Genomic DNA, 17,987 nt, shown 5'->3' with positions numbered 1-17,987 from the left:
TACGGTCCGCGCGGCTTGTCAGCGGGCGGTGCGGACGGTGACGGATTTTTGCCCGCCCTCGCGCATCACCGTCAACTGCACCGGCGTGCCGACGCGTAGGAGACCGATGCGGTTGCGGAAATCGGTGGCGCTGCGGATGGGGCGGCCATCCACCGCGATCACCACGTCGCCGCTGCGCAGACCGCCGCTGTCGGCGGGGGATCCGCGTTCGATCTTGGCGATCAGCGCGCCCTCGTCGCCCTTCAGGCTCATGCTTTCCGCCAGATCGGGGGTCAGGTCCTGGATGGCCACGCCCAGCCGGCCGCGCCGCACCTCGCCATATTCGCGCAGCTGCTCCGTCACCGAGCGGACGATGCTGACCGGTACGGCGAAGCCGATGCCGACCGATCCGCCGGCCGGGCCGATGATGGCGGTGTTGATGCCGATCAGCTCGCCCTGGAAATTGACCAGCGCCCCGCCGGAATTGCCGGGGTTGATCGAGGCGTCGGTCTGGATGAAGTCTTCGTACCCCTCGATCTTCAGCCCGCTCCGGCCCAGCGCGGAGACGATGCCGGAGGTCACCGTCTGGCCCAGGCCGAACGGGTTGCCGATGGCGACGACGAAGTCGCCGACCTGCAGGCGGTCCGAGTCGCCGAGCGGCAGGGCGGTCAGTCCCTCGGCCTTGATCTGCAGCAGTGCGATGTCGGTGGCGGCGTCGCGGCCGATCAGCTTGGCGCGCAGACGGCGGCGGTCCTTCAGCGTGACCGCGATCTCCTGCGCATTCTCCACCACATGGTTGTTGGTGACGACATAGCCGTTGCGGGCGTCGACGATCACGCCGGACCCGGCGCTGACCTGCGGACGGGACTGCGGCATCTGGTCCGGCAGGTTGAAGAAGCGGCGAAAGAAAGGATCGCGCAGCAGCGGGTTTTCCGCCTGGGGCGCTTGGCTCAGCACCGAGATGTTCACGACGGCCGGCGTCACCTGCTCCAGCATGGGCGCGATGGTGCCGCCGCCAACCGCGCCCAGCGGCAGCGCCGCCGCCGCCGGCGAGGCGCCGAGGCCGATGGCGGAGCCGAACCGGCCCAGCGCCGAATCGGCCGGTGCGACCAGCGCGCCGCCGGTCAGCGCCGCCATCCCGACCGCCGCCGCAAACACCACCGGACGCACCGCCATCTTCATGGCCTCTTCCTTTCTTGCTGACAATTTTGTGTGGGGATCGTGATCGACCGGGCTGATTTGGGACAAAAAGGAAGGCGGTTCAAGCCTGTCAGCGGCCGGCACCATGAAACCCTCCCGCTCATGCCTGCCTGCCGGACCGATGATAGCGTGGCGGCGGCGGAAACTCCCGGTAAAGAAATTCAGTGCTATAGGACCGGGTCGGCACAGGTCCCGGGGGATGCCGGGACGGCGTGTCTGTCGAAGACGGGTTGAGCGCAATGGGCGGCGGGTCACTGCTCGAACTGACCGAGCAAGAATATCTGCAGATGGAGGAGGCTCTGTCGCAGACGGCACGGGGCCGCGCCTTCCTGCGCATGCGCGACCGGCGCTGCCGGGTCGTCGCCTCCGACGAGTTCCATCGGCTGGTCGACAAGCTGGAGACCCAGGTCGACCGCCTGAACGGCGCCCCGTCCGGTACCCTGCCCTCCTTCGCCCCCGGCGAGGATCCGCGCATCCAGCAGGAGCTGACCGCCATCACCCAGGTGGTGCGCGAAGCGCGCAGCGACATCGCCGCGCTGAAGGCGACCGACACCGGGTCCAACCGGATCGAGGCGGCGACCGGCGAACTGGACGAGATCGTCGCCGCCACCGAACGCGCCACCACCGACATCCTGAACGCGACGGAGAAGATCCAGGAAATCACCATGTCGATGCCGCGCGACGACGCCGATCTGGCCGAACGGATCGATGCGATCGAGGCGTGGTGCATCGAGGTCATGACCGCCTGCTCCTTCCAGGACATCACCGGCCAGCGCACAACCAAGGTTGTCAACACGCTGCGCTACATCGAAGAGCGCGTGAACACGATGATCGAGATCTGGGGTGTCGAGCGCTTGGCGGTGGCCGACCAGCACCATGCCGCGGGGGACGTCGCCTCGCACCGCAAGAGGGGCGACACCCGGCCCGACGCGCATCTGCTGAACGGTCCGCAGCTGGGCGGACCGGAGGTCAGCCAGGACGCCATCGACGCGCTGTTCGCCAGCGTGCCCGAGGTCGCCGAACGGGCGGAACCGCTGCCGGCCGACGTGGCTCCTTCCCCACCCCCGCCGCCTCCCCTTCCCGTCGCGAAGCCGGTCCCGCCCCCTCCGCCGCCCGCCGATCCGGGCGGCGATGGCGGCGGGGCGATCTCCCAGGCCGACATCGACGCCCTGTTCGCGTGACCGGCCATGGCGCAAGACGGCAAATCCCGCATCCGACTGACCCAGGACCAGCTCGACCGCGTCTGTGAGCGCCATGTGCGCTTCGCCGAGGGGCGTCCGAACGGCGCCCGCGCCAACCTGCCCTTCTTCGACCTGTCCGGCCTGTCGCTGGCCGGCCGCAACCTGACCGGCGCCCATCTGGCCGGCGCCATCCTGCGCGATGCCGACCTGCGCGGCACGGTGCTGGATCATGCCGACCTCTACGGCGCCGACCTGCGCGGAGCCGACCTGTCGGAGGCACGGCTGTTCCGAACCGACATGCGCGGCGCCAACGTGCGCGGCGCCAGGCTCGACGGCGCCGCCATGGTGGAGGTCGACCTGCGCGACGGCAGCATGGTCAACCGCAACAGCGCCGGCGAACTGAAGGTGATCGGCTTCGACCCCGGTCCGGCCGACATGGCGTCCGCCCGGCTGACCAACGCCGACATGGCGCGGGCCAAGCTGTCGGGCAGCTTCGCCCGGGCGGCCGACTTCACCAACACCCGGCTGGCCGGCGCCCGGCTGGACCGCACCGACCTGCGCGACGCCAACTTCTCCGGCGCCGACCTGCGCGGGGCGGATCTTCACGGTTCCGACCTGCGCGGCGCCATCCTGGACGGGGCGAACCTTGACGACGGCGGGCTGGAACAGGCGATCCGCAGCGACGAGCAGGCCCATGCCGCCCGGCAGGCGCTCCCCCAGGCCCCGGCGTCCGAACCGGAGGCGGAGGACCTCGCTGCCGAACTGCCGGCCCTGCCGGTCGACCAGCTGGACGGCATGCTGCGGCAGCACATGATCTGGCTGGGCACCAGCGGCAAGCAGGGCTTCCAACTCGACCTGACCGGGCTGAACCTGGAGGGGGCGGACCTGACGGGCAAGATCCTGACGCTGGCCAAGGCCACCGGTGCCCGGCTGCGCCATGCCCGGCTGAACGGTGCCCAGCTTCAGGCCGCCCAGTTCGACGGTGCCGACCTGCGCTCCGCCGATCTCAGCCGCGCCGACCTGCGCGGGGTGAAGCTGGACCGCGCCATCCTGATCGACAGCCGGCTGGACGGCGCCAACCTGGGAATGCTGCTGGTCAGCGCCGGAGCCAAGGTGATGCGGGCTTCGCTGGTGCGGGCGCGGCTGGCCGGCGCCTCGCTGGCCGAGACCAACTTGAAGGGCAGCGACCTGACCCTGGCCGACCTGACCGGCTGCGACCGTTCGTCGGCGGTGCTGGAGGGTGCCATCCTGGAGGGGACGCGGCTGGGCGGGATCTGAAGCGGCCCGGAACCGGCCGTTCGGGCGATGGCAATTTTCGCGAAGCCGTTGATTGGTTTCAAATTTCCGTCACGATCCATAGGGGAGATCGTCGCGAATGGCATCGGGCGGACCCGCTGCACCCCCGGTCGCATCGGCGGCGAAACCACTTCCACAGTCCGGAAAAACGGTTGTGTCGTAACGGCTTAGCCCCGAGGGTGGGGCTTGACGCCTCATGCCGCCGGTGGCACGCTGCTGTCCAAGCGAGGCGCGGCCCGACCATAAGCGCCCGCATCGAATGGGGGAACGTCAACGGTCATGACCAAGTCGGAACTGATCCAACGGCTGGCGGAGCGGAACCCGCACCTGTACCAGCGCGACATCGAGAAGATCGTCGGCACCATCTTCGACGAGATCACCGAGGCGCTGGCACGTGGCGACCGGGTGGAGCTGCGCGGCTTCGGTGCCTTTTCCATCAAGAAGCGGGACGCGCGGACCGGCCGCAACCCCCGGACCGGAGAATCGGTTGACGTCGGCGAGAAATGCATCCCTTTCTTCAAGACCGGCAAGCAGCTTCGCGAGCGCCTGAACACGGAGTGAGCGCCGGCCCGGCCATTCTCCCCGCCGTATCTCTAAGGAACCTTCGCCTTGCGCCATATTTCCTGGATCGTCACCATTCCCGTGGCCCTCGTCGCGATCCTGTTCGCGATCTCCAACCGCGGCATCGTGACCCTGTCGCTGTGGCCGCTGCCCTTCACGCTCGATACCCCGGTCTATCTGGCCGCCCTGCTGGCGCTGGTGCTGGGCTTCATCGCCGGCGGTTTCATCGTCTGGAACAGCCAGCGCCGCCATCGCCGCCGCGCCCGCCGCGAAGGCAACCGCGTCCTGTATCTGGAGCGTGAGCTGAAGGAAGCGCAGGCCCGCGCCGCCGCCGCCGAAAAGCGCCTGGCCGAAAGCACCCGGCCGGTTTCCGGCCCGGTCTCGGGCACGCTGCCCGGCTCGGCCGGCGGCCTGCCGGTCCCGGCCGGCGAGAATACCGCGCCCACTGTTCACTGAGCGGGCCGTTCACTGAGAGTCAACGGCAGCAGGGGACAGCTTGCCGGCCGGCGGAAGGGGGGGTCCATGCGCACCGTCAGCGGCGCAGAGCTTCGATCCGTTCTGCACCACCGCATGCTGGTCGAGCGCCTGCGGCAGACTTTCCGCGCCGGGATAGAGGCTCCGCCGGCCCACATCCATCGGGTCGAGACCTACGGCTCCGGCGATGCGGCACTGCTGCTTGCCCCCGCCTGGCAAGTGAACCAGGCGGTCGGGGTGCGGATCGACACCGTCTTTCCCGACAATGCCGGCAGCGACCTGCCACGAACCCAGGGCGTCTATCTGCTGGCCGACGGCAAGACCGGCGTGCCGCAGGTGCTGATGGACTCCTCCGCCACGCTCGGCCGGCGCAGCGGTGCCGCGTCGTCGGCACTGGCCGCCTCCTATCTGGCAAGGCCGGATGCGGAGCGGATGCTGGTGGTCGGCACCGGTCCGCTGGCCATGGAAGTGGTGGAGGCCTACACCGCCGTCCGCCCGCTCCGCCACGTGCTGGTCTGGGGGCGGGATCCCCAGAGGGCGCGCAAACTTGCCGCCCGCTTCCACCGGCCGAAATTCCGCATCGAGGCCACCGCCGACCTGGAGGGGGCGGTGCGCGGCGCCGACATCGTCGCCTGCGCCACCGCGGCGCATGACCCGTTGGTCCGCGGCGACTGGCTGCAGCCCGGCCAGCATCTGGATCTGCTGGGCGGCGTGACGCCGGAGATGCGCGAGGCCGACGACGGCTGCATCCGCCGCGCCCGCGTCTTCGTCGATTGCCGCATCCGCACTCCGGTCGAGGCGGGAGACATCGCACGGCCGCTGGCCTCCGGCGTGCTGAATCCCGACGACATCGCCGGCGACCTGTTCGAACTCAGCCGCGGAGAACGGGCCGGCCGACGCTTCTACGACCAGATCACCCTGTTCAAGTCGGCGGGCACCGCGCTTGCCGACCTGTGCGCCGCCCGGCTGGCGACGGAAATGGTGCTGCACAACGATTCGATCCGCTGAAGGTCGATCCGCAGCGGGTCGACCCGCCGAACCGTCCGGAAGAGCCGATCCTCCGAAAGACCGGGTTACGGGGAATGCGTCCTGCGCTACTATTCCACGATTGCTCCGGCCCGACCGCCAACCGGCATGGCGGTTCGCACCGATGGGAAAGGAACGGCCGATTGCATGGCCCCGCCTCCTGACGACCCCGCCGGTGCCGGACACCCTGCTTCGGACGGCACGCAGCCTTTCCGCAAACCGCGGCTGGAGGCCGCGATCGGCTGGCTGGCCGCCTGCGGCTTCCTGTTCCTGGCCATGGTCATCGTGGTCGTCGGGGTGCAATCGCGCGAGCGGGCGATCACCGGGGCCCAGGATCGGGCGCGGGCCGCCGTCCGGGTGCTGGCGGAGCATGCCGCCCGCCTGTTCGACGCCGCCGACCTGCTGGTGGAGTATGCGGCCCAGGAATCGGCCGGCCGGCCGTGGGACGAGGTCGCCCGGTCGCGCGCCCTGTGGGACAAGCTGAACGCCCAGCGGGCCCGGCTGCCCTTTCTGGACGCGGTGTGGCTCAATGACGCGACGGGCTTGCTGCGTCTGACGACGGCGGCGTTCCCGACGCCCTACTCCGATGCGTCCGACCGTGAGGCCTTCCTGTTCCATCTGCGCAATGCGCAGCAGGGCCGCCCCGTCGACCAGCCCCATATCGGCCCGCGCATCATCGGCCGGGTGACCAACAAGGCGACTTTCCTGCTCAGCCGCCGGCTGTCCGAACCGGATGGCGGCTTCCGCGGCATCGCCTCCGTCACCATCGATCCTTCATACCTGTCGGGCTTCTACAAGGAGCTGGATCTTCCGCACGAACCGGTGACGATCCTGGTGCGTGCCGACGACCTCGACGTTCTGGTGCGCGAGCCGGACGGTTCCGCCGAACCCGCCCGGCTGTCCGACCTGACCCGCCGATCGATCCTGGCGCAGCAGGGTGGCGGCGTTGCCCGGGATGACACCGCCATCGTCGCCCACCGCCGGGTCGACAGCTGGCCGGTCCATGTGGTGGTCCAGCTGGAGCTGGCACCGGTCCTGGAAACGTGGCGGCGCCTGATTGCGCCCTACGCCGGGCTGGCGGCGGCGGCGGCCATGGCGCTGGCGGCCTTGTCGGTCTTCGGCTTCCGTCAGGCCGGCGGCGCCCGGCAGGTGCAGCGCGAACTGGAGCGCCGGGTGCGCGAACGCACCGCCTCGCTGGAGAAGACCGTCGGCGAACGCGACGCGGCGCTGGCGCAGAAGGATCTGCTGATGCGCGAGGCCAATCACCGCATCAAGAACAGCCTGCAGGTGGTGTCCAGCCTGCTGAGCCTGCAGGGACAGGCGGTGGGCGAGCCGCGGCTGAACGATCATCTGCTGGAAGCCGGGCGGCGCGTCCAAGCCATCGCCGACATCCACCGGCTGCTCTACCGCGTGGACGACGTGCATTTCATTCCCTTCCACGATTATCTGACCGAATTGTGCCGGGAACTGGAGCGCTCGGCCCGCTCCGATGGCGGCAACTGGCGTCTGGAGCTGGTGGTGGAACCGGTGGAGGTACCGACCGACCATGCGGTCCAGCTGGGCCTGCTTGCCAATGAGCTGGTCATGAACGCGATCAAGCACGCGTACCGGCCGCTCGCCGTTCCGATGGCCGCCACCGGCGATCCCAGCTGGGCGGAGCCGGACACGCACAAGGCGACCAACGTCATTTTCGTCGGACTGCGGCGGAGTGGCGATGTGCTGCAGTTGATCGTCGGCGACCGCGGTATCGGACTTCCGACCGACTTCGACTGGCGCCGCAACCGCAGTCTGGGCATGCGGCTGATCCATACCCTGTCCAAACAGCTGGGAGCCACCCTGACCGTGGAGAACACCAGCCCGGGAGTCCGCTTCACCATCGGCCTGCCGCAGCCGACATCCGGCGATGGGGATTCGGACGGCGTCCGGACCTCCGGCTGACATCCGGGCGACGGTTCGGGGAAAGCGGCAAGCAAGGGAGGCACGCCGCCCCCCCTCTCATGACGTCGCCACACGTCATACGGGAGTATTATCGCTCCCGTCCGCCGTATTTTACTTGCGCCGTTGTGGTTTTCTCCGGAGGATCGCTGCTTCTGCACCGGCAGCCGGTGCTTCGGGCGGCCCATCGTTCGCGCTGAGGCGACCGACAGCGGGTTGAACCAGGACCATCCGCCAACGGCTTGCCAGGGACGATTGATCATGACCGTCTCCGCCTCCTCCGCCATGGACACCGGCTCCCGCTTACAGGCACCCACCAACCGGCTTCTGCTCGGCGCCGGCTTCATGCTTCTATCGGCCTTGCTGTTCGGGATCGGCAACTCGGCGGTGCGCTGGGCCTCGACGGTGATGGACCCGCTGGAGGTCGTATTCTTCCGCAATCTGTTCAGCCTGTTGTGGATGCTGCCCTGGGCGCTGACGGCCGGGGCGCCCGCCTGCCGGGCTGTACTGACGGAACGGCGCCTGGGTCCCTACCTGACGCGGGCGCTGACCACGCTCTGCGCCATGACGGCATGGTTCTATTCGATCGCCCATATTCCGCTGCCGACGGCGACCGCGGTCAGCTTCGCCATACCGCTGTTCGTCGCGGCGGGAGCGGCACTGATCCTGGGTGAAAAGGTGCGGCCACGGCGTTGGGCGGCGGTCTGTGCCGGCTTCGCCGGGGTGATGATCGTCCTGCGGCCGGGTGCGGCGCCGCTCGATCTGGCCTTCCTGGCGCTGTTCGCCCATTGCATCGCCGCCGCCGGCACCATCCTGCAGATGCGGCTGCTCAGCCGCAAGGACGGTACGGCGGTGATCGTCACCTTCCTGGGCCTCCTGGTCACCCCGATGGCGCTGGTGCCGGCGCTGTTCGTCTGGACATGGCCGAGCTGGAGCGTGCTGGGCGGACTGGCGCTTCTGGGCGGTTTGCTGACGCTGGGGCAATTGGCGATGACGAAGGCGCTGTCGCTTGCCGAATCCTCGGCGATGATGCCCTACGACTATGCCCGCCTCCCCTTCACCGCCTTCGTCGCCTGGATCGCCTTCGGCCAGACCATGGACCTGTGGGGTTGGGTGGGGGCCCTGGTGATCGCCGGCTCCGCCCTCTACACCATGCACCGCGACGTAGCGGACGGTCGCAAAGCGCAGGCACAACGCGCCTAAGCAGGTTTTCCGAGCCCGCCCATCTGTGGGCGGAGTTCGGAAAACCTGCCTGGGATGTGACCGTTTCAAACGGCATCCCTTGCCCCGATCACGCGGAACCGAAAGCTTGGACCCCTTCAGGCGCCTCAGTGAGCACCCGAAGGACTCCGGACGGTCTCCTCCATATCCCCGACAGCCGTTTCGACATCGCCCGTTTCGACACGCAGGGCGTTTTTCGCCCGCAGCCAATGGGCCGGCGTCAGGTTGGTGCGCACCGTCTGCACCGCCGCGGCCAGCACCGCGGCGTCATCGGTGAAACCGGCGATCAGAAGCCAGTCCGGCACCGCATCCACCGGCATGACGAAATAGGCAAGTGCGCCCAACAGGATCGCCTTCGCCCGGTAGGGCGTCGCCGGATCGGTGGCGCAGAAATAGGCAGCCAGAACCTCTTCCAGGAAGGGGACGCGGTGCAGGTTGGCGCGCAGCTTCTGCCAGAAACGGCGGCGGACCAGCCTTTCGTCGCGCTCGACCCGAACAGGATCGGGAACCGTCAGCGCGGTGCCTGTACCAAGGGAGGCGGAGACGGACGATGCGGTCATGGACGCTCGAACCTCTTTGGGAATGGCCCTTTCGGAACTGGCAGACGGCCTCTTCGTCAGCATGATGTCTCGTTCCATACGGTGTGGTATGGTGCGCCGGCCATCCGATAGACAACAAGTGCGATCGCATCCTGTTGGACACAAGGCCGGCGCCATGCGCGGACCGGTCGCAATTAAGGAGGAGATGCCATGAACATTCAGGGTCTGTCCGCAATCGTCACCGGCGGCGCCTCGGGCATGGGAGCGGCGACGGCGCGTCATCTGGCCGGGCTCGGCGCCAAGGTGACCGTGCTGGACGTCAACGAGGACGCGGTGCTGAAGACCGCGCACGAGATCGGCGGGCTGGGCTTGGTCTGCGACGTCACCGACGGCCCTTCGGCCGAGCGGGCGATCGATCAGGCGCAATCCGCCCATGGGCCGGCCCGCATCGCGGTGAACTGCGCCGGCATCGCCCCGGCCCAGCGCATCGTCGGCCGCGACGGTCCGATGCCGCTGGAGAATTTCCGGTCGGTGATCGAGATCAACCTGATCGGCAGCTTCAACATCCTGCGGCTGGCCGCCGCCGACATGGCGAAACTGGATCCGCTGGAGAGCGGAGAGCGCGGCGTGATCGTCAACACCGCCTCGGTCGCCGCCTATGAGGGACAGATCGGGCAGGCCGCCTATGCCGCGTCGAAGGGCGGCATCGTTGCCCTGACCATCTGCGCCGCCCGCGACCTCGCCCGCCACGGCATCCGCGTGATGACGGTGGCTCCCGGCCTGATCGGCACGCCGATGCTGCTGAACATGCCGCAGGACGTGCAGGACAGCTTGGCCGCGACCGTCCCCTTCCCCAAGCGCTTCGGCAAGCCGGAGGAATATGCCCGCCTCGTCCAGCACATCGTGGAGAACGAGATGCTGAACGGCGACGTCATCCGCCTGGACGGCGCCATCCGCATGGCACCCCAATGACTTAGCTGAGATCTGCGGCGGGGATGGCGGGTAACACCCTCTCCGCCGCCGTCATTGGATAACAATTGCACGCCGGGTATGAGACATGGCGCGAACGGAAGCGTGAGATCGAGGTCGTGAGAATTGGTAGACCGGCGACACGGCCTTTGACCTTGCCGCCTATCCTGCATGATCGGTTCGTCTATTGCCGGCCGACGGCGATTGCTCGGCTTGCCAACATTACGCCGCGTGGTTGGCGCAATCGGCAGCCGAAGCCGTATGAGCCGGGCCAGACTGTTCGAGCGGGTTCTCGACAGGGTAAGCCGGATCATGCGGTCGAGATGTCCGTCAGGGCGTCCCGAACGGGCATCGGCGTGGACTGCAGGGCTTTCCGGTCAGACAGCAGCCCGTCCAGCGTTCTTAGAGACGGCCCAAGTCGAGTCCATTCCACCCGGTGCCTATCACGGAAGAGGCAGCCCAGGAGGCTGGCTGAAAGTCACAAGTTGAGCCTCGACAGGTGAACATAGCTTCTCCAGGCCCTATTGATTGCGCTATTCCGGTACGAGTCGCGTAATCGTGTGACAATGGCTCTCTATTTCGCGAATGGGGCGATACAAGTGCCCGGGAACCTATCAGCGATGCCCCACGTTGTTCCTCCTAGAACTGCCTGGGTTTCCCATAGCGAGACGATCTGTGCCGAAGACGCCGCGGTCCGGTGGAGGATTGCGGATGCGCTGGAAGGACCGGCACGGAACGATCTACGAATGGGACTATCAACATGGGGTTGTTGAGCTGTACGATAGTCAGGGTCATCATTTGGGGGAGTTCGATCCGCAGACAGGTCGGCAAACCGGCCCTGCAAAGCCGAATCGAAGGGTGGAGCCGTGACATGCGCATGAAGCATCAGCTTGTTGGCTATGACAGCAAGACCGAGTTGCTGAGCGTCGCCGTGACGATCCCGGCAGAACGGTTCCCTATGGCCGCAGAAATTGCCCATGTTCCGCCGGATGATACAGAAGCAGTTGGTTGTTATCCGCTCGATAGCGAGCAGGCGCGACTGATCGCAAAGCTGACCGGGGCGCATTCTATTAATTCAGGCCTGATGTATTTCATGGAGCCGGTTCCGCTATCGCACTAATCAGATGAGGCGCAACCCAACCCTCCACCCAACCGGCAGGGACCTGATACCATACAACAATCGCCGTGAATTTTGCCTCGACTCAACGTCCACATCCGCACTTCAGCGAACGCCGTTCGCTAAACTTAACGGACGCCGAGTCGCGAGAGACTCACAGTGTGTGGAAGGGCAGTGTGTGGAAGGGCAGCGGTGACCGCTCAGTTAACGAGACGACTTACGTAAAAGTGAACTCCAACTGCCTCGGCATTGAGCGCCGTTGAGAACAGGCACTCTCGCGGGGCCCGAACCGAGCCCGATGATCGAGCCTGATGATACGCATGTGCGGCGCACGACCTTCGGCCGTTTCAACGTAATCATATCAATCCTCCTTTCACCACAGCCACGTCAGGGACGTGGCTCCATGAAACGCACCACGCGTCCTGCGTAAAACGCGCCTGTGCCTTCAGTGTGAAAAGAGGCGATTACTACGAATAGAATCAGTTTCTGCTGAATTCTCTAGGTCAATAGGTTTGGTGGTGCAGTGACCACCTCTGACCCCAATAATATCAGAGCCGAAAAGTTGGAACTTTTCGGCTCTGATACGGTCGCAACGGCGGCCGTGCAGGCGCATGCCCGCGAAGCCAGGGCCCGCAGACCTGCGGCTGCCCTGCATTCGAGCGGCTGGAAAGTGCCGACCAAGGGTCGGAACCTTCCAGCATCGGTATGAGACAGTCGCTCAAGCGGCGGAGCGGCTCCCACGCAGGGGCCGCCCCCGACGTCAGACTTCGACCATGGCGGCTTCGTCCGCCCGTTCCGCCTCACCCAGCAGGTCGATCAGCAGGGTGGTGCAGCTCTGAAGCCGCTGGTCGGCAGTGGCGGTCGCCATGTCGCGGCCGGTCAGTTCCTGCCATTCCTGCAGCATCAGCGCCAGATGTTTACGGACGTGGTCGTCCCGATCCAGTCGCCGCGTCGCCATGTCGCCTCCCGTTTTCCGGTCCGCCCGAACCGAAGGTGAAACCCGATGGTCACGCCCGGTCAGGCGTGTCACCCTTTGTGTTCCCTCTAATTAGGTAGTCTTCGTCTCCATCAACAGTCAAAACCCAAGATGGTCACAGGCGGATCGCGCACTCCCGCCGGTTCTGCCCCGACGGCAAATCGACCATGGCCTGTTGGAAAGCGGCACCTGGACCCGGAGGGGCAGTCGCCCATAAAATCACTCGTCGACGAACAGAGAAAAGGTTCCCGCTTCATGACCGATGCAACGGTGCGCACCAAACTGCTGGGCCTGCCCGGCAGCCTGCGCAGCAACTCCAACTCGCTGGCCATTCTGCGCGGACTGCAGGACGGCCTGCCGGCTGGCGTCAGCATGGACATCCGCGATCTGCGCCTGCCGCTCTACGACCAGGACATCGACACGCCCGACGCCCCGGCGGAGGTTCACGCCTTCCGTCAGGCTATCGCGGAGGCCGACGGCGTGGTCATCGTGACGCCGGAGTATAATTACGGCATGCCGGGCGTGCTGAAGAACGCGCTCGACTGGGCGTCGCGCCCCTACGGCAAATCGGCGCTGATCAGCAAGCCGGTGCTGGTCATCTCCAACTCGCCCGCCTTCACCGGCGGCGTGCGGGCGCATCAGCAGGTGAACGATACGCTGCTGGCGCTGCCCGCCAAGCTGTTGGCCGGCCCGCAGGTCGTCGTCGGCAGCGTCGGCGAGAAGATCAAGGACGGCAAACTGGCCGACGAAGCGGTGCTGAAATTCGCACTGAGCGCCATCGACAGGCTGAGCGCGGCGAAGTAACGCCCCAAAGGAAAAGGGCCGGCGTCCTTGCGGCGCCGGCCCTTTTCTCATTCGGCTCCCGCGGCTGACATCAGTCGCGCAGGTTGCCGCAGGCGCGCTGGATGCGCTTGCACGCCTCTTCCAGCGCTTCCGTCGAGGTCGCGTAGGAGATGCGGAAATGCGGGGCGAGGCCGAAGGCCGACCCCTGGACGACGGCGACGCCTTCGGACTCCAGCAGGTAGGTGACGAAATCCTCGTCGGTCCCGATCACCGTGCCGTCCGGGGTCTTCTTGCCGATGGTGCCGGCGCAGGACGGATAGACGTAGAAGGCGCCTTCCGGCTTCGGGCAGTTGAGGCCGGTGGCCTGGTTCAGCATCGACACCACAAGGTCGCGACGCTCGCGGAACACTTCCGCACGCTCCTTGATGAAGTCCTGCGGGCCGTTCAGCGCCTCGACGGCGGCGGCCTGGGCGATAGAGGTCGGGTTGGAGGTCGACTGGCTCTGAATGACGCCGATGGCCTTGATCAGCTCCTTCGGGCCGCCGGCATAGCCGATGCGCCAGCCGGTCATCGCGTAGGACTTCGACACGCCGTTGACGGTCAGGGTGCGGTCGTACAGCGACGGCTCGACCTGGGCCGGGGTGACGAACTCCAGGCCGTCATACAGCAGGTGTTCGTACATGTCGTCGGTCATCACCCAGACATGCGGGTGCTTGACCAGCACGTCGGTCAGCGCCTTCATCTCGGCGCGGGTGTAGGCGGCGCCCGAGGGGTTCGACGGCGAGTTCAGGATCAGCCACTTGGTCTTCGGCGTGATCGCCTTTTCCAGGTCGGCGGGCTGCAGCTTGAAGCCCTGCTCGGCCGGGCAGGAGACGGCGACCGGCGTGCCTTCCGCCAGCTCCACCATGTCCGGGTAGCTGACCCAGTAGGGGGCCGGGATGATGACCTCGTCACCGGGGTTCAGCGTCGCCATCAGGGCATTGTACAGCACCTGCTTGCCGCCGACGCCGACGGTGATCTGGTCCGGCGTGTAGGTCAGGCCGTTCTCGCGCTCGAACTTGGCGCAGATCGCCTTCTTCAGGGCGGGGGTGCCGTCCACCGCGGTGTATTTGGTGTCACCGGACTCGATCGCCTTGATGGCGGCGGCCTTGATGTTGTCGGGGGTGTCGAAGTCCGGCTCGCCGGCACCCAGGCCGATGACGTCGCGACCGGCCGCTTTCAGCTCGCGGGCTTTGTTGGTCACGGCGATGGTCGGCGACGGCTTGATGCGCGAGAGACGGGACGCAATAATCGACATGGCGGCAGGCCCCCTCAGGGCTATGGAGACGGTGTGGCGGAGACGTCGTTGAGACGCCTGCCCCTCCGGTGCGGAAGGCGCGAGGCCGGACCTTACTTCCGCTCCACCCCGGTTGCAAGGCCGGTCGGCCGGTGAAAACCACGCGGTTCCGCGGTTTTTCCACCCTGTGGCGGCGTCGTAGCCGCGCAGTCTTCCAGCCGTACCGCCGCATCGCCGGCAGGCGGCCGAACCGTCGTCCCCCGATAATTCCGACCGTCCGCGGGTCGATCCGGCTCCCGGGCAAATCTCTTGTCCAGCCCTTTCCAGCATTGATCCTTATTTCACAAATGATCGCCGTGACGGTACCGCCCCATCATGCCCACTTCACTTGACAGCTTCGGCTGCGTCGGTGTGTAAGGTCCAGCCGGGGGACAAATTCGAGAAGGAATAGGAACTGTGTTTTCCCGTATCGTGCTTGCGGTGTCGGCCGCGCTGATTCTGACCGGCGGCGCTGCTCTGGCCCAGGATGTGATCCAGACCCGCAAGGCCGGGTTCGACGACTTCAAGAAGGCGATGGGCGAGATCAAGGATGCGGTCGGCAAGGGAGACCTTGCCGCCATCGGTCCGGTCACCGATCGCATCGATGCCTTCGCCGGCAAGATCCCCACCCTGTTCCCACCGGGTTCCGACAAGGGCAAAACGGCGGCCAAGGAATTGATCTGGGCCAATTTCCCGGATTTCACCGCAAAGGCGCAGGATCTGCAGACCTCGACCAAGGCGCTGAAGGTCGCCGCCGCTTCCGGCGACAAGGCCGCCACGGGCAAGGCGTTCGGCACCATGGCCGACAGCTGCAAGGCCTGCCACCAACGCTACCGCTCGGAATAAGCAGGCGGTCTGAGGGAAAAGCCCTTCCCCACGGCGGTGGGGAAGGGCTTTTTTCCTCGCCCATCCCTTACTTGAAGACGGGCTGCGGCGTGGCCGGCGTGCTGGCCGGCAGCAACGGGTAATCGACGCGCGGCTGCTGGCCGGTCAGCGCCGTCAGGAAGGCGGTGATCTTGTCGATCTCCTGGTCGGACAGGGTGGCGCCGAGCTGGCTCGACCCCATCACCGCAACCGCCTGGCGCAGGTCCCACACCTTGCCGGAATGGAAATAGGGGGCGGTCAGCGCGACGTTGCGCAGGGTGGGAGCACGGAAGACATATTCGTCGTCGGCGGTCTTGGTGACGGCGAAGCGGCCCTTGTCGCTTGGCGGCAGGATCTCCGCCCCCGGCTTGGCCACGACGCCGAAGGGGAAGTAATCATGGCCGCCGACATTGACGCCGTTGTGGCAACCGGCGCAGCCCTTGTCGATGAAAAGCTCCAGCCCGGCCTTCTGCGTGTCGGTCAGCGCATCGGCCTTGCCTTCCAGATACTGGTCGAAGGGAGCCGCGGGGGTCGTCAGCGTCGCCTCGAACGCCTCGATCGCCATGGCGACATTGTCGAAGCTGACGGGAGTCTTCTCGTTGGGAAAGGCATCGGCGAATTTGGCCTGATAGGCGGGAATGCTGTTCAGCACCGCCATCACGCGGTCGGGCGTGCTGTTCATCTCCACCCCGGCCTGGATCGGCCCCTTGGCCTGGGCCTTCAGATCCTCCGCCCGGCCGTCCCAGAACTGGGCGACGTTCAGCACGGCGTTCAGAACGGTGGGGGCATTGCGTGGTCCCTTCTGCCAGCCATGGCCGACCGAGGTCTCCAGCCCGTCGACACCGCCGAGCCCGAGATTGTGGCAGCTGTTGCAGGAGAAGATGCCGCTGGCCGACAGGCGCGGATCGAAGAACAGCATCTTGCCCAGATCGATCTTCTCGCGGGTGACCGCATTGTTGCGGACCACCGGCAAGGTCGCGGGCAGCGGCTTGAACAGCTCGCGCGCCCGGCCCATCAGGGCATCGCCGCCGCCAGACGGCGGATCGGCGGCCGGTGCCGTCCCGGCGGTGGCGGCAAGGATGCCGAGGGCGGCGGCGGTGGCGACCAGCAGGCCTTTCAGCGCTGTGGTCAGGCGGTGTCCGGTTCGTGCGTTCATGACTGGCGGTCCCCCGGCCGGCCGACATCCCCACCAAACCCTGAAGATCGCTTCAGGCGAAGGTCGATCGATCCCGGAAATCGGGCCGGCATCATTGGTTTCGTGGCGTTTTGGGCGGATCAATCTGGAGTTATTCTAAACTAGATGCCGCACGGCTCCAGACGACCCATTGTCGCACGCGACCAATGGCATATGCCGCGCAAGATCAGCCAGCGGCGCGCAGCACCAGGAAGACCAGTCCGGCCGAAGCCGCCAGGATCGCCAGCGCCAGCGCCGCCGGGGCGCGCCGCGGCTCCGTCACCGCCAGCCGCCCCGGCAGAACCTTGCGGCCGGTGACCATCGGGCGGATCAGATCGTCCTTCTTGACCAGCAGATGGAAGAGCACTGCCGCCACATGCAGCCCGACCAGCAAGAAGATGCCGTTGGCGAGCAACCGGTGCAGCGAACCGAGCCGCGCCACCGTGGCGCCGGAGGCCAGCGGCACCAGCGGGCCGTCGACCAGGATGTCGTCGCTGGTGAACAGGCCGCTGCCGGCCTGGGCCAGCAGGACCAGCAGCAGCGCCACCACCATCAGCGCGCCCAGCGGGTTGTGGCCCGGGGTGAAGGCGGCCTCCCCGCCCGCCCGTGACCGCTTCAGATAGTCGCGGATGGCACCCGGCCCCTTGACGAACTCGGCGAAGCGCGCGGTCTGGCTGCCCACCATGCCCCAGGCCAAGCGAAACAGCACCAGAACCAGGACTGTTTCACCCGCCAACATATGAACCGCAAGCACATCAAGCTCGGCCGATAGAATCGCGACCGCCACCGCGGTGGCCAGCGCCCAATGAAACAGGCGGGTCGGCAGGTCCCAGACCCGCAGCTCGCGCCCGCGTTTCTCCCGAGTCGCGGTATGACCACTTGCCATCGCTCGATCCTCGCAGTGTTCTGCCGTATCTTTGGCACCCGTCATCTGCGGCGAATGGCCGGATTCTTTATGACGATCCCGAAAACGCCGCACTCCCGTGGTGGCAAAGGCCGATGGGCGAGTCAACAGGCTTGAAGCACCGCCCGGACGACGGATATGAGAATGCGAAGCATCAGCCGGGCTGCCGGCGCAACGGCAGCCAGAATTCCCCATCACCCCGGTTACAAGGACCCCGCCATGCCCGACAAACAGCTCCTCCACCTCGTGTTCGGCGGCGAACTCGTGCGTCCGGACACGGATCGGTTCGTCGATCCGTCGAAGCTGCACATCGTCGGCATCTTCCCGAACTATGACGAGGCCTACAAGGCATGGCGCGGCGCCACCGGCCAGACCATCGACGACGCCCACACCCGCTATTACATCGTCCACCTGCACCGCTTCCTCGACCCGGCGGCAGGCGACCACAAGCACTGAGGACGGGCACTGAGCCG

19 protein-coding genes are annotated in these 17,987 nt (G+C 66.8%); 13 read left to right on the top strand and 6 right to left on the bottom strand.

Annotated features, from left to right (window positions below):
* Positions 1-18: 18 nt before the first annotated feature.
* Positions 19-1,161 (bottom strand): Do family serine endopeptidase, encoded by a 1,143-nt coding sequence (locus JHL17_RS06160; protein WP_200191175.1) that lies wholly within the window; start codon positions 1,159-1,161, stop codon positions 19-21.
* Between the two features lie 230 nt (positions 1,162-1,391).
* Here JHL17_RS06160 and JHL17_RS06155 point away from each other — a divergent pair, with 230 nt between their 5' ends.
* The 7 genes from JHL17_RS06155 to JHL17_RS06125 all read left to right on the top strand — a co-directional run bounded on the left by JHL17_RS06155 (position 1,392) and on the right by JHL17_RS06125 (position 8,855).
* The gene (locus JHL17_RS06155; protein WP_345773760.1) at positions 1,392-2,360 is read left to right on the top strand and encodes a hypothetical protein; all 969 of its coding nucleotides are present in this window, start codon (positions 1,392-1,394) and stop codon (positions 2,358-2,360) included.
* Positions 2,361-2,366: 6 nt separating this feature from the next.
* Positions 2,367-3,638, top strand: a complete 1,272-nt coding sequence (locus JHL17_RS06150; RefSeq protein ID WP_200191174.1) for a pentapeptide repeat-containing protein — start codon at positions 2,367-2,369, stop codon at positions 3,636-3,638.
* A gap of 297 nt (positions 3,639-3,935) precedes the next feature.
* Positions 3,936-4,217, top strand: a complete 282-nt coding sequence (ihfB, locus tag JHL17_RS06145; protein WP_085090428.1) for an integration host factor subunit beta — start codon at positions 3,936-3,938, stop codon at positions 4,215-4,217.
* A 48-nt stretch (positions 4,218-4,265) separates the two neighbouring features.
* Complete coding sequence (locus tag JHL17_RS06140) at positions 4,266-4,673, top strand: lipopolysaccharide assembly protein LapA domain-containing protein (RefSeq protein WP_200191173.1); 408 nt, start codon at positions 4,266-4,268, stop codon at positions 4,671-4,673.
* A 66-nt stretch (positions 4,674-4,739) separates the two neighbouring features.
* Positions 4,740-5,699, top strand: a complete 960-nt coding sequence (lhpI, locus tag JHL17_RS06135; RefSeq protein ID WP_200191172.1) for a bifunctional Delta(1)-pyrroline-2-carboxylate/Delta(1)-piperideine-2-carboxylate reductase — start codon at positions 4,740-4,742, stop codon at positions 5,697-5,699.
* A 165-nt stretch (positions 5,700-5,864) separates the two neighbouring features.
* Entirely contained in the window at positions 5,865-7,655 is a 1,791-nt protein-coding gene (locus tag JHL17_RS06130; RefSeq protein WP_200191171.1) for a sensor histidine kinase, read from the top strand.
* A 258-nt stretch (positions 7,656-7,913) separates the two neighbouring features.
* Complete coding sequence (locus tag JHL17_RS06125) at positions 7,914-8,855, top strand: DMT family transporter (protein WP_247893350.1); 942 nt, start codon at positions 7,914-7,916, stop codon at positions 8,853-8,855.
* Positions 8,856-8,980: 125 nt separating this feature from the next.
* Here JHL17_RS06125 and JHL17_RS06120 read toward each other — a convergent pair whose 3' ends face one another.
* Positions 8,981-9,433, bottom strand: a complete 453-nt coding sequence (locus tag JHL17_RS06120; RefSeq protein WP_200191170.1) for a YkvA family protein — start codon at positions 9,431-9,433, stop codon at positions 8,981-8,983.
* A 189-nt stretch (positions 9,434-9,622) separates the two neighbouring features.
* Here JHL17_RS06120 and JHL17_RS06115 point away from each other — a divergent pair, with 189 nt between their 5' ends.
* From JHL17_RS06115 to JHL17_RS06105, 3 genes are all read left to right on the top strand, one after another.
* Positions 9,623-10,384 (top strand): SDR family NAD(P)-dependent oxidoreductase, encoded by a 762-nt coding sequence (locus JHL17_RS06115; RefSeq protein ID WP_200191169.1) that lies wholly within the window; start codon positions 9,623-9,625, stop codon positions 10,382-10,384.
* Between the two features lie 582 nt (positions 10,385-10,966).
* Complete coding sequence (locus JHL17_RS37970; protein WP_282189282.1) at positions 10,967-11,251, top strand: colicin E3/pyocin S6 family cytotoxin; 285 nt, start codon at positions 10,967-10,969, stop codon at positions 11,249-11,251.
* Between the two features lies 1 nt (position 11,252).
* Positions 11,253-11,501 carry a DUF7683 domain-containing protein gene (locus JHL17_RS06105; RefSeq protein ID WP_200191167.1) on the top strand — a complete coding sequence of 83 codons (249 nt, stop codon included), beginning with the start codon at positions 11,253-11,255 and terminating at the stop codon, positions 11,499-11,501.
* A 757-nt stretch (positions 11,502-12,258) separates the two neighbouring features.
* Here JHL17_RS06105 and JHL17_RS06100 read toward each other — a convergent pair.
* Positions 12,259-12,456 carry a hypothetical protein gene (locus JHL17_RS06100; RefSeq protein WP_200191166.1) on the bottom strand — a complete coding sequence of 66 codons (198 nt, stop codon included), beginning with the start codon at positions 12,454-12,456 and terminating at the stop codon, positions 12,259-12,261.
* 273 nt (positions 12,457-12,729) lie between these two features.
* Between JHL17_RS06100 and JHL17_RS06095 the strand changes: the two genes are divergently transcribed.
* Positions 12,730-13,278 (top strand): NADPH-dependent FMN reductase, encoded by a 549-nt coding sequence (locus JHL17_RS06095; RefSeq protein ID WP_200191165.1) that lies wholly within the window; start codon positions 12,730-12,732, stop codon positions 13,276-13,278.
* Positions 13,279-13,348: 70 nt separating this feature from the next.
* Here the strand turns inward: JHL17_RS06095 and JHL17_RS06090 are convergent, their stop codons facing one another.
* Positions 13,349-14,554, bottom strand: coding sequence for an aspartate transaminase (locus tag JHL17_RS06090; protein ID WP_200191164.1), 1,206 nt, complete (start codon positions 14,552-14,554; stop codon positions 13,349-13,351).
* Positions 14,555-14,989: 435 nt separating this feature from the next.
* Here JHL17_RS06090 and JHL17_RS06085 point away from each other — a divergent pair, with 435 nt between their 5' ends.
* Positions 14,990-15,418, top strand: coding sequence for a cytochrome c (locus JHL17_RS06085; RefSeq protein WP_200191163.1), 429 nt, complete (start codon positions 14,990-14,992; stop codon positions 15,416-15,418).
* Between the two features lie 67 nt (positions 15,419-15,485).
* Here the strand turns inward: JHL17_RS06085 and JHL17_RS06080 are convergent, their stop codons facing one another.
* Entirely contained in the window at positions 15,486-16,592 is a 1,107-nt protein-coding gene (locus tag JHL17_RS06080; RefSeq protein WP_200191162.1) for a cytochrome-c peroxidase, read from the bottom strand.
* A gap of 205 nt (positions 16,593-16,797) precedes the next feature.
* Positions 16,798-17,496, bottom strand: a complete 699-nt coding sequence (locus JHL17_RS06075; protein ID WP_200191161.1) for a cytochrome b/b6 domain-containing protein — start codon at positions 17,494-17,496, stop codon at positions 16,798-16,800.
* Positions 17,497-17,733: 237 nt separating this feature from the next.
* Here JHL17_RS06075 and JHL17_RS06070 point away from each other — a divergent pair, with 237 nt between their 5' ends.
* The gene (locus JHL17_RS06070; RefSeq protein ID WP_200191160.1) at positions 17,734-17,970 is read left to right on the top strand and encodes a DUF4170 domain-containing protein; all 237 of its coding nucleotides are present in this window, start codon (positions 17,734-17,736) and stop codon (positions 17,968-17,970) included.
* Positions 17,971-17,987: the final 17 nt, after the last annotated feature.

This window comes from Azospirillum endophyticum (assembly GCF_016595245.1).
GTDB lineage: Bacteria > Pseudomonadota > Alphaproteobacteria > Azospirillales > Azospirillaceae > Azospirillum > Azospirillum endophyticum.
Note: the sequence above shows the minus strand (reverse complement) of the source record. Positions and strands in the feature narration are given on the sequence as shown.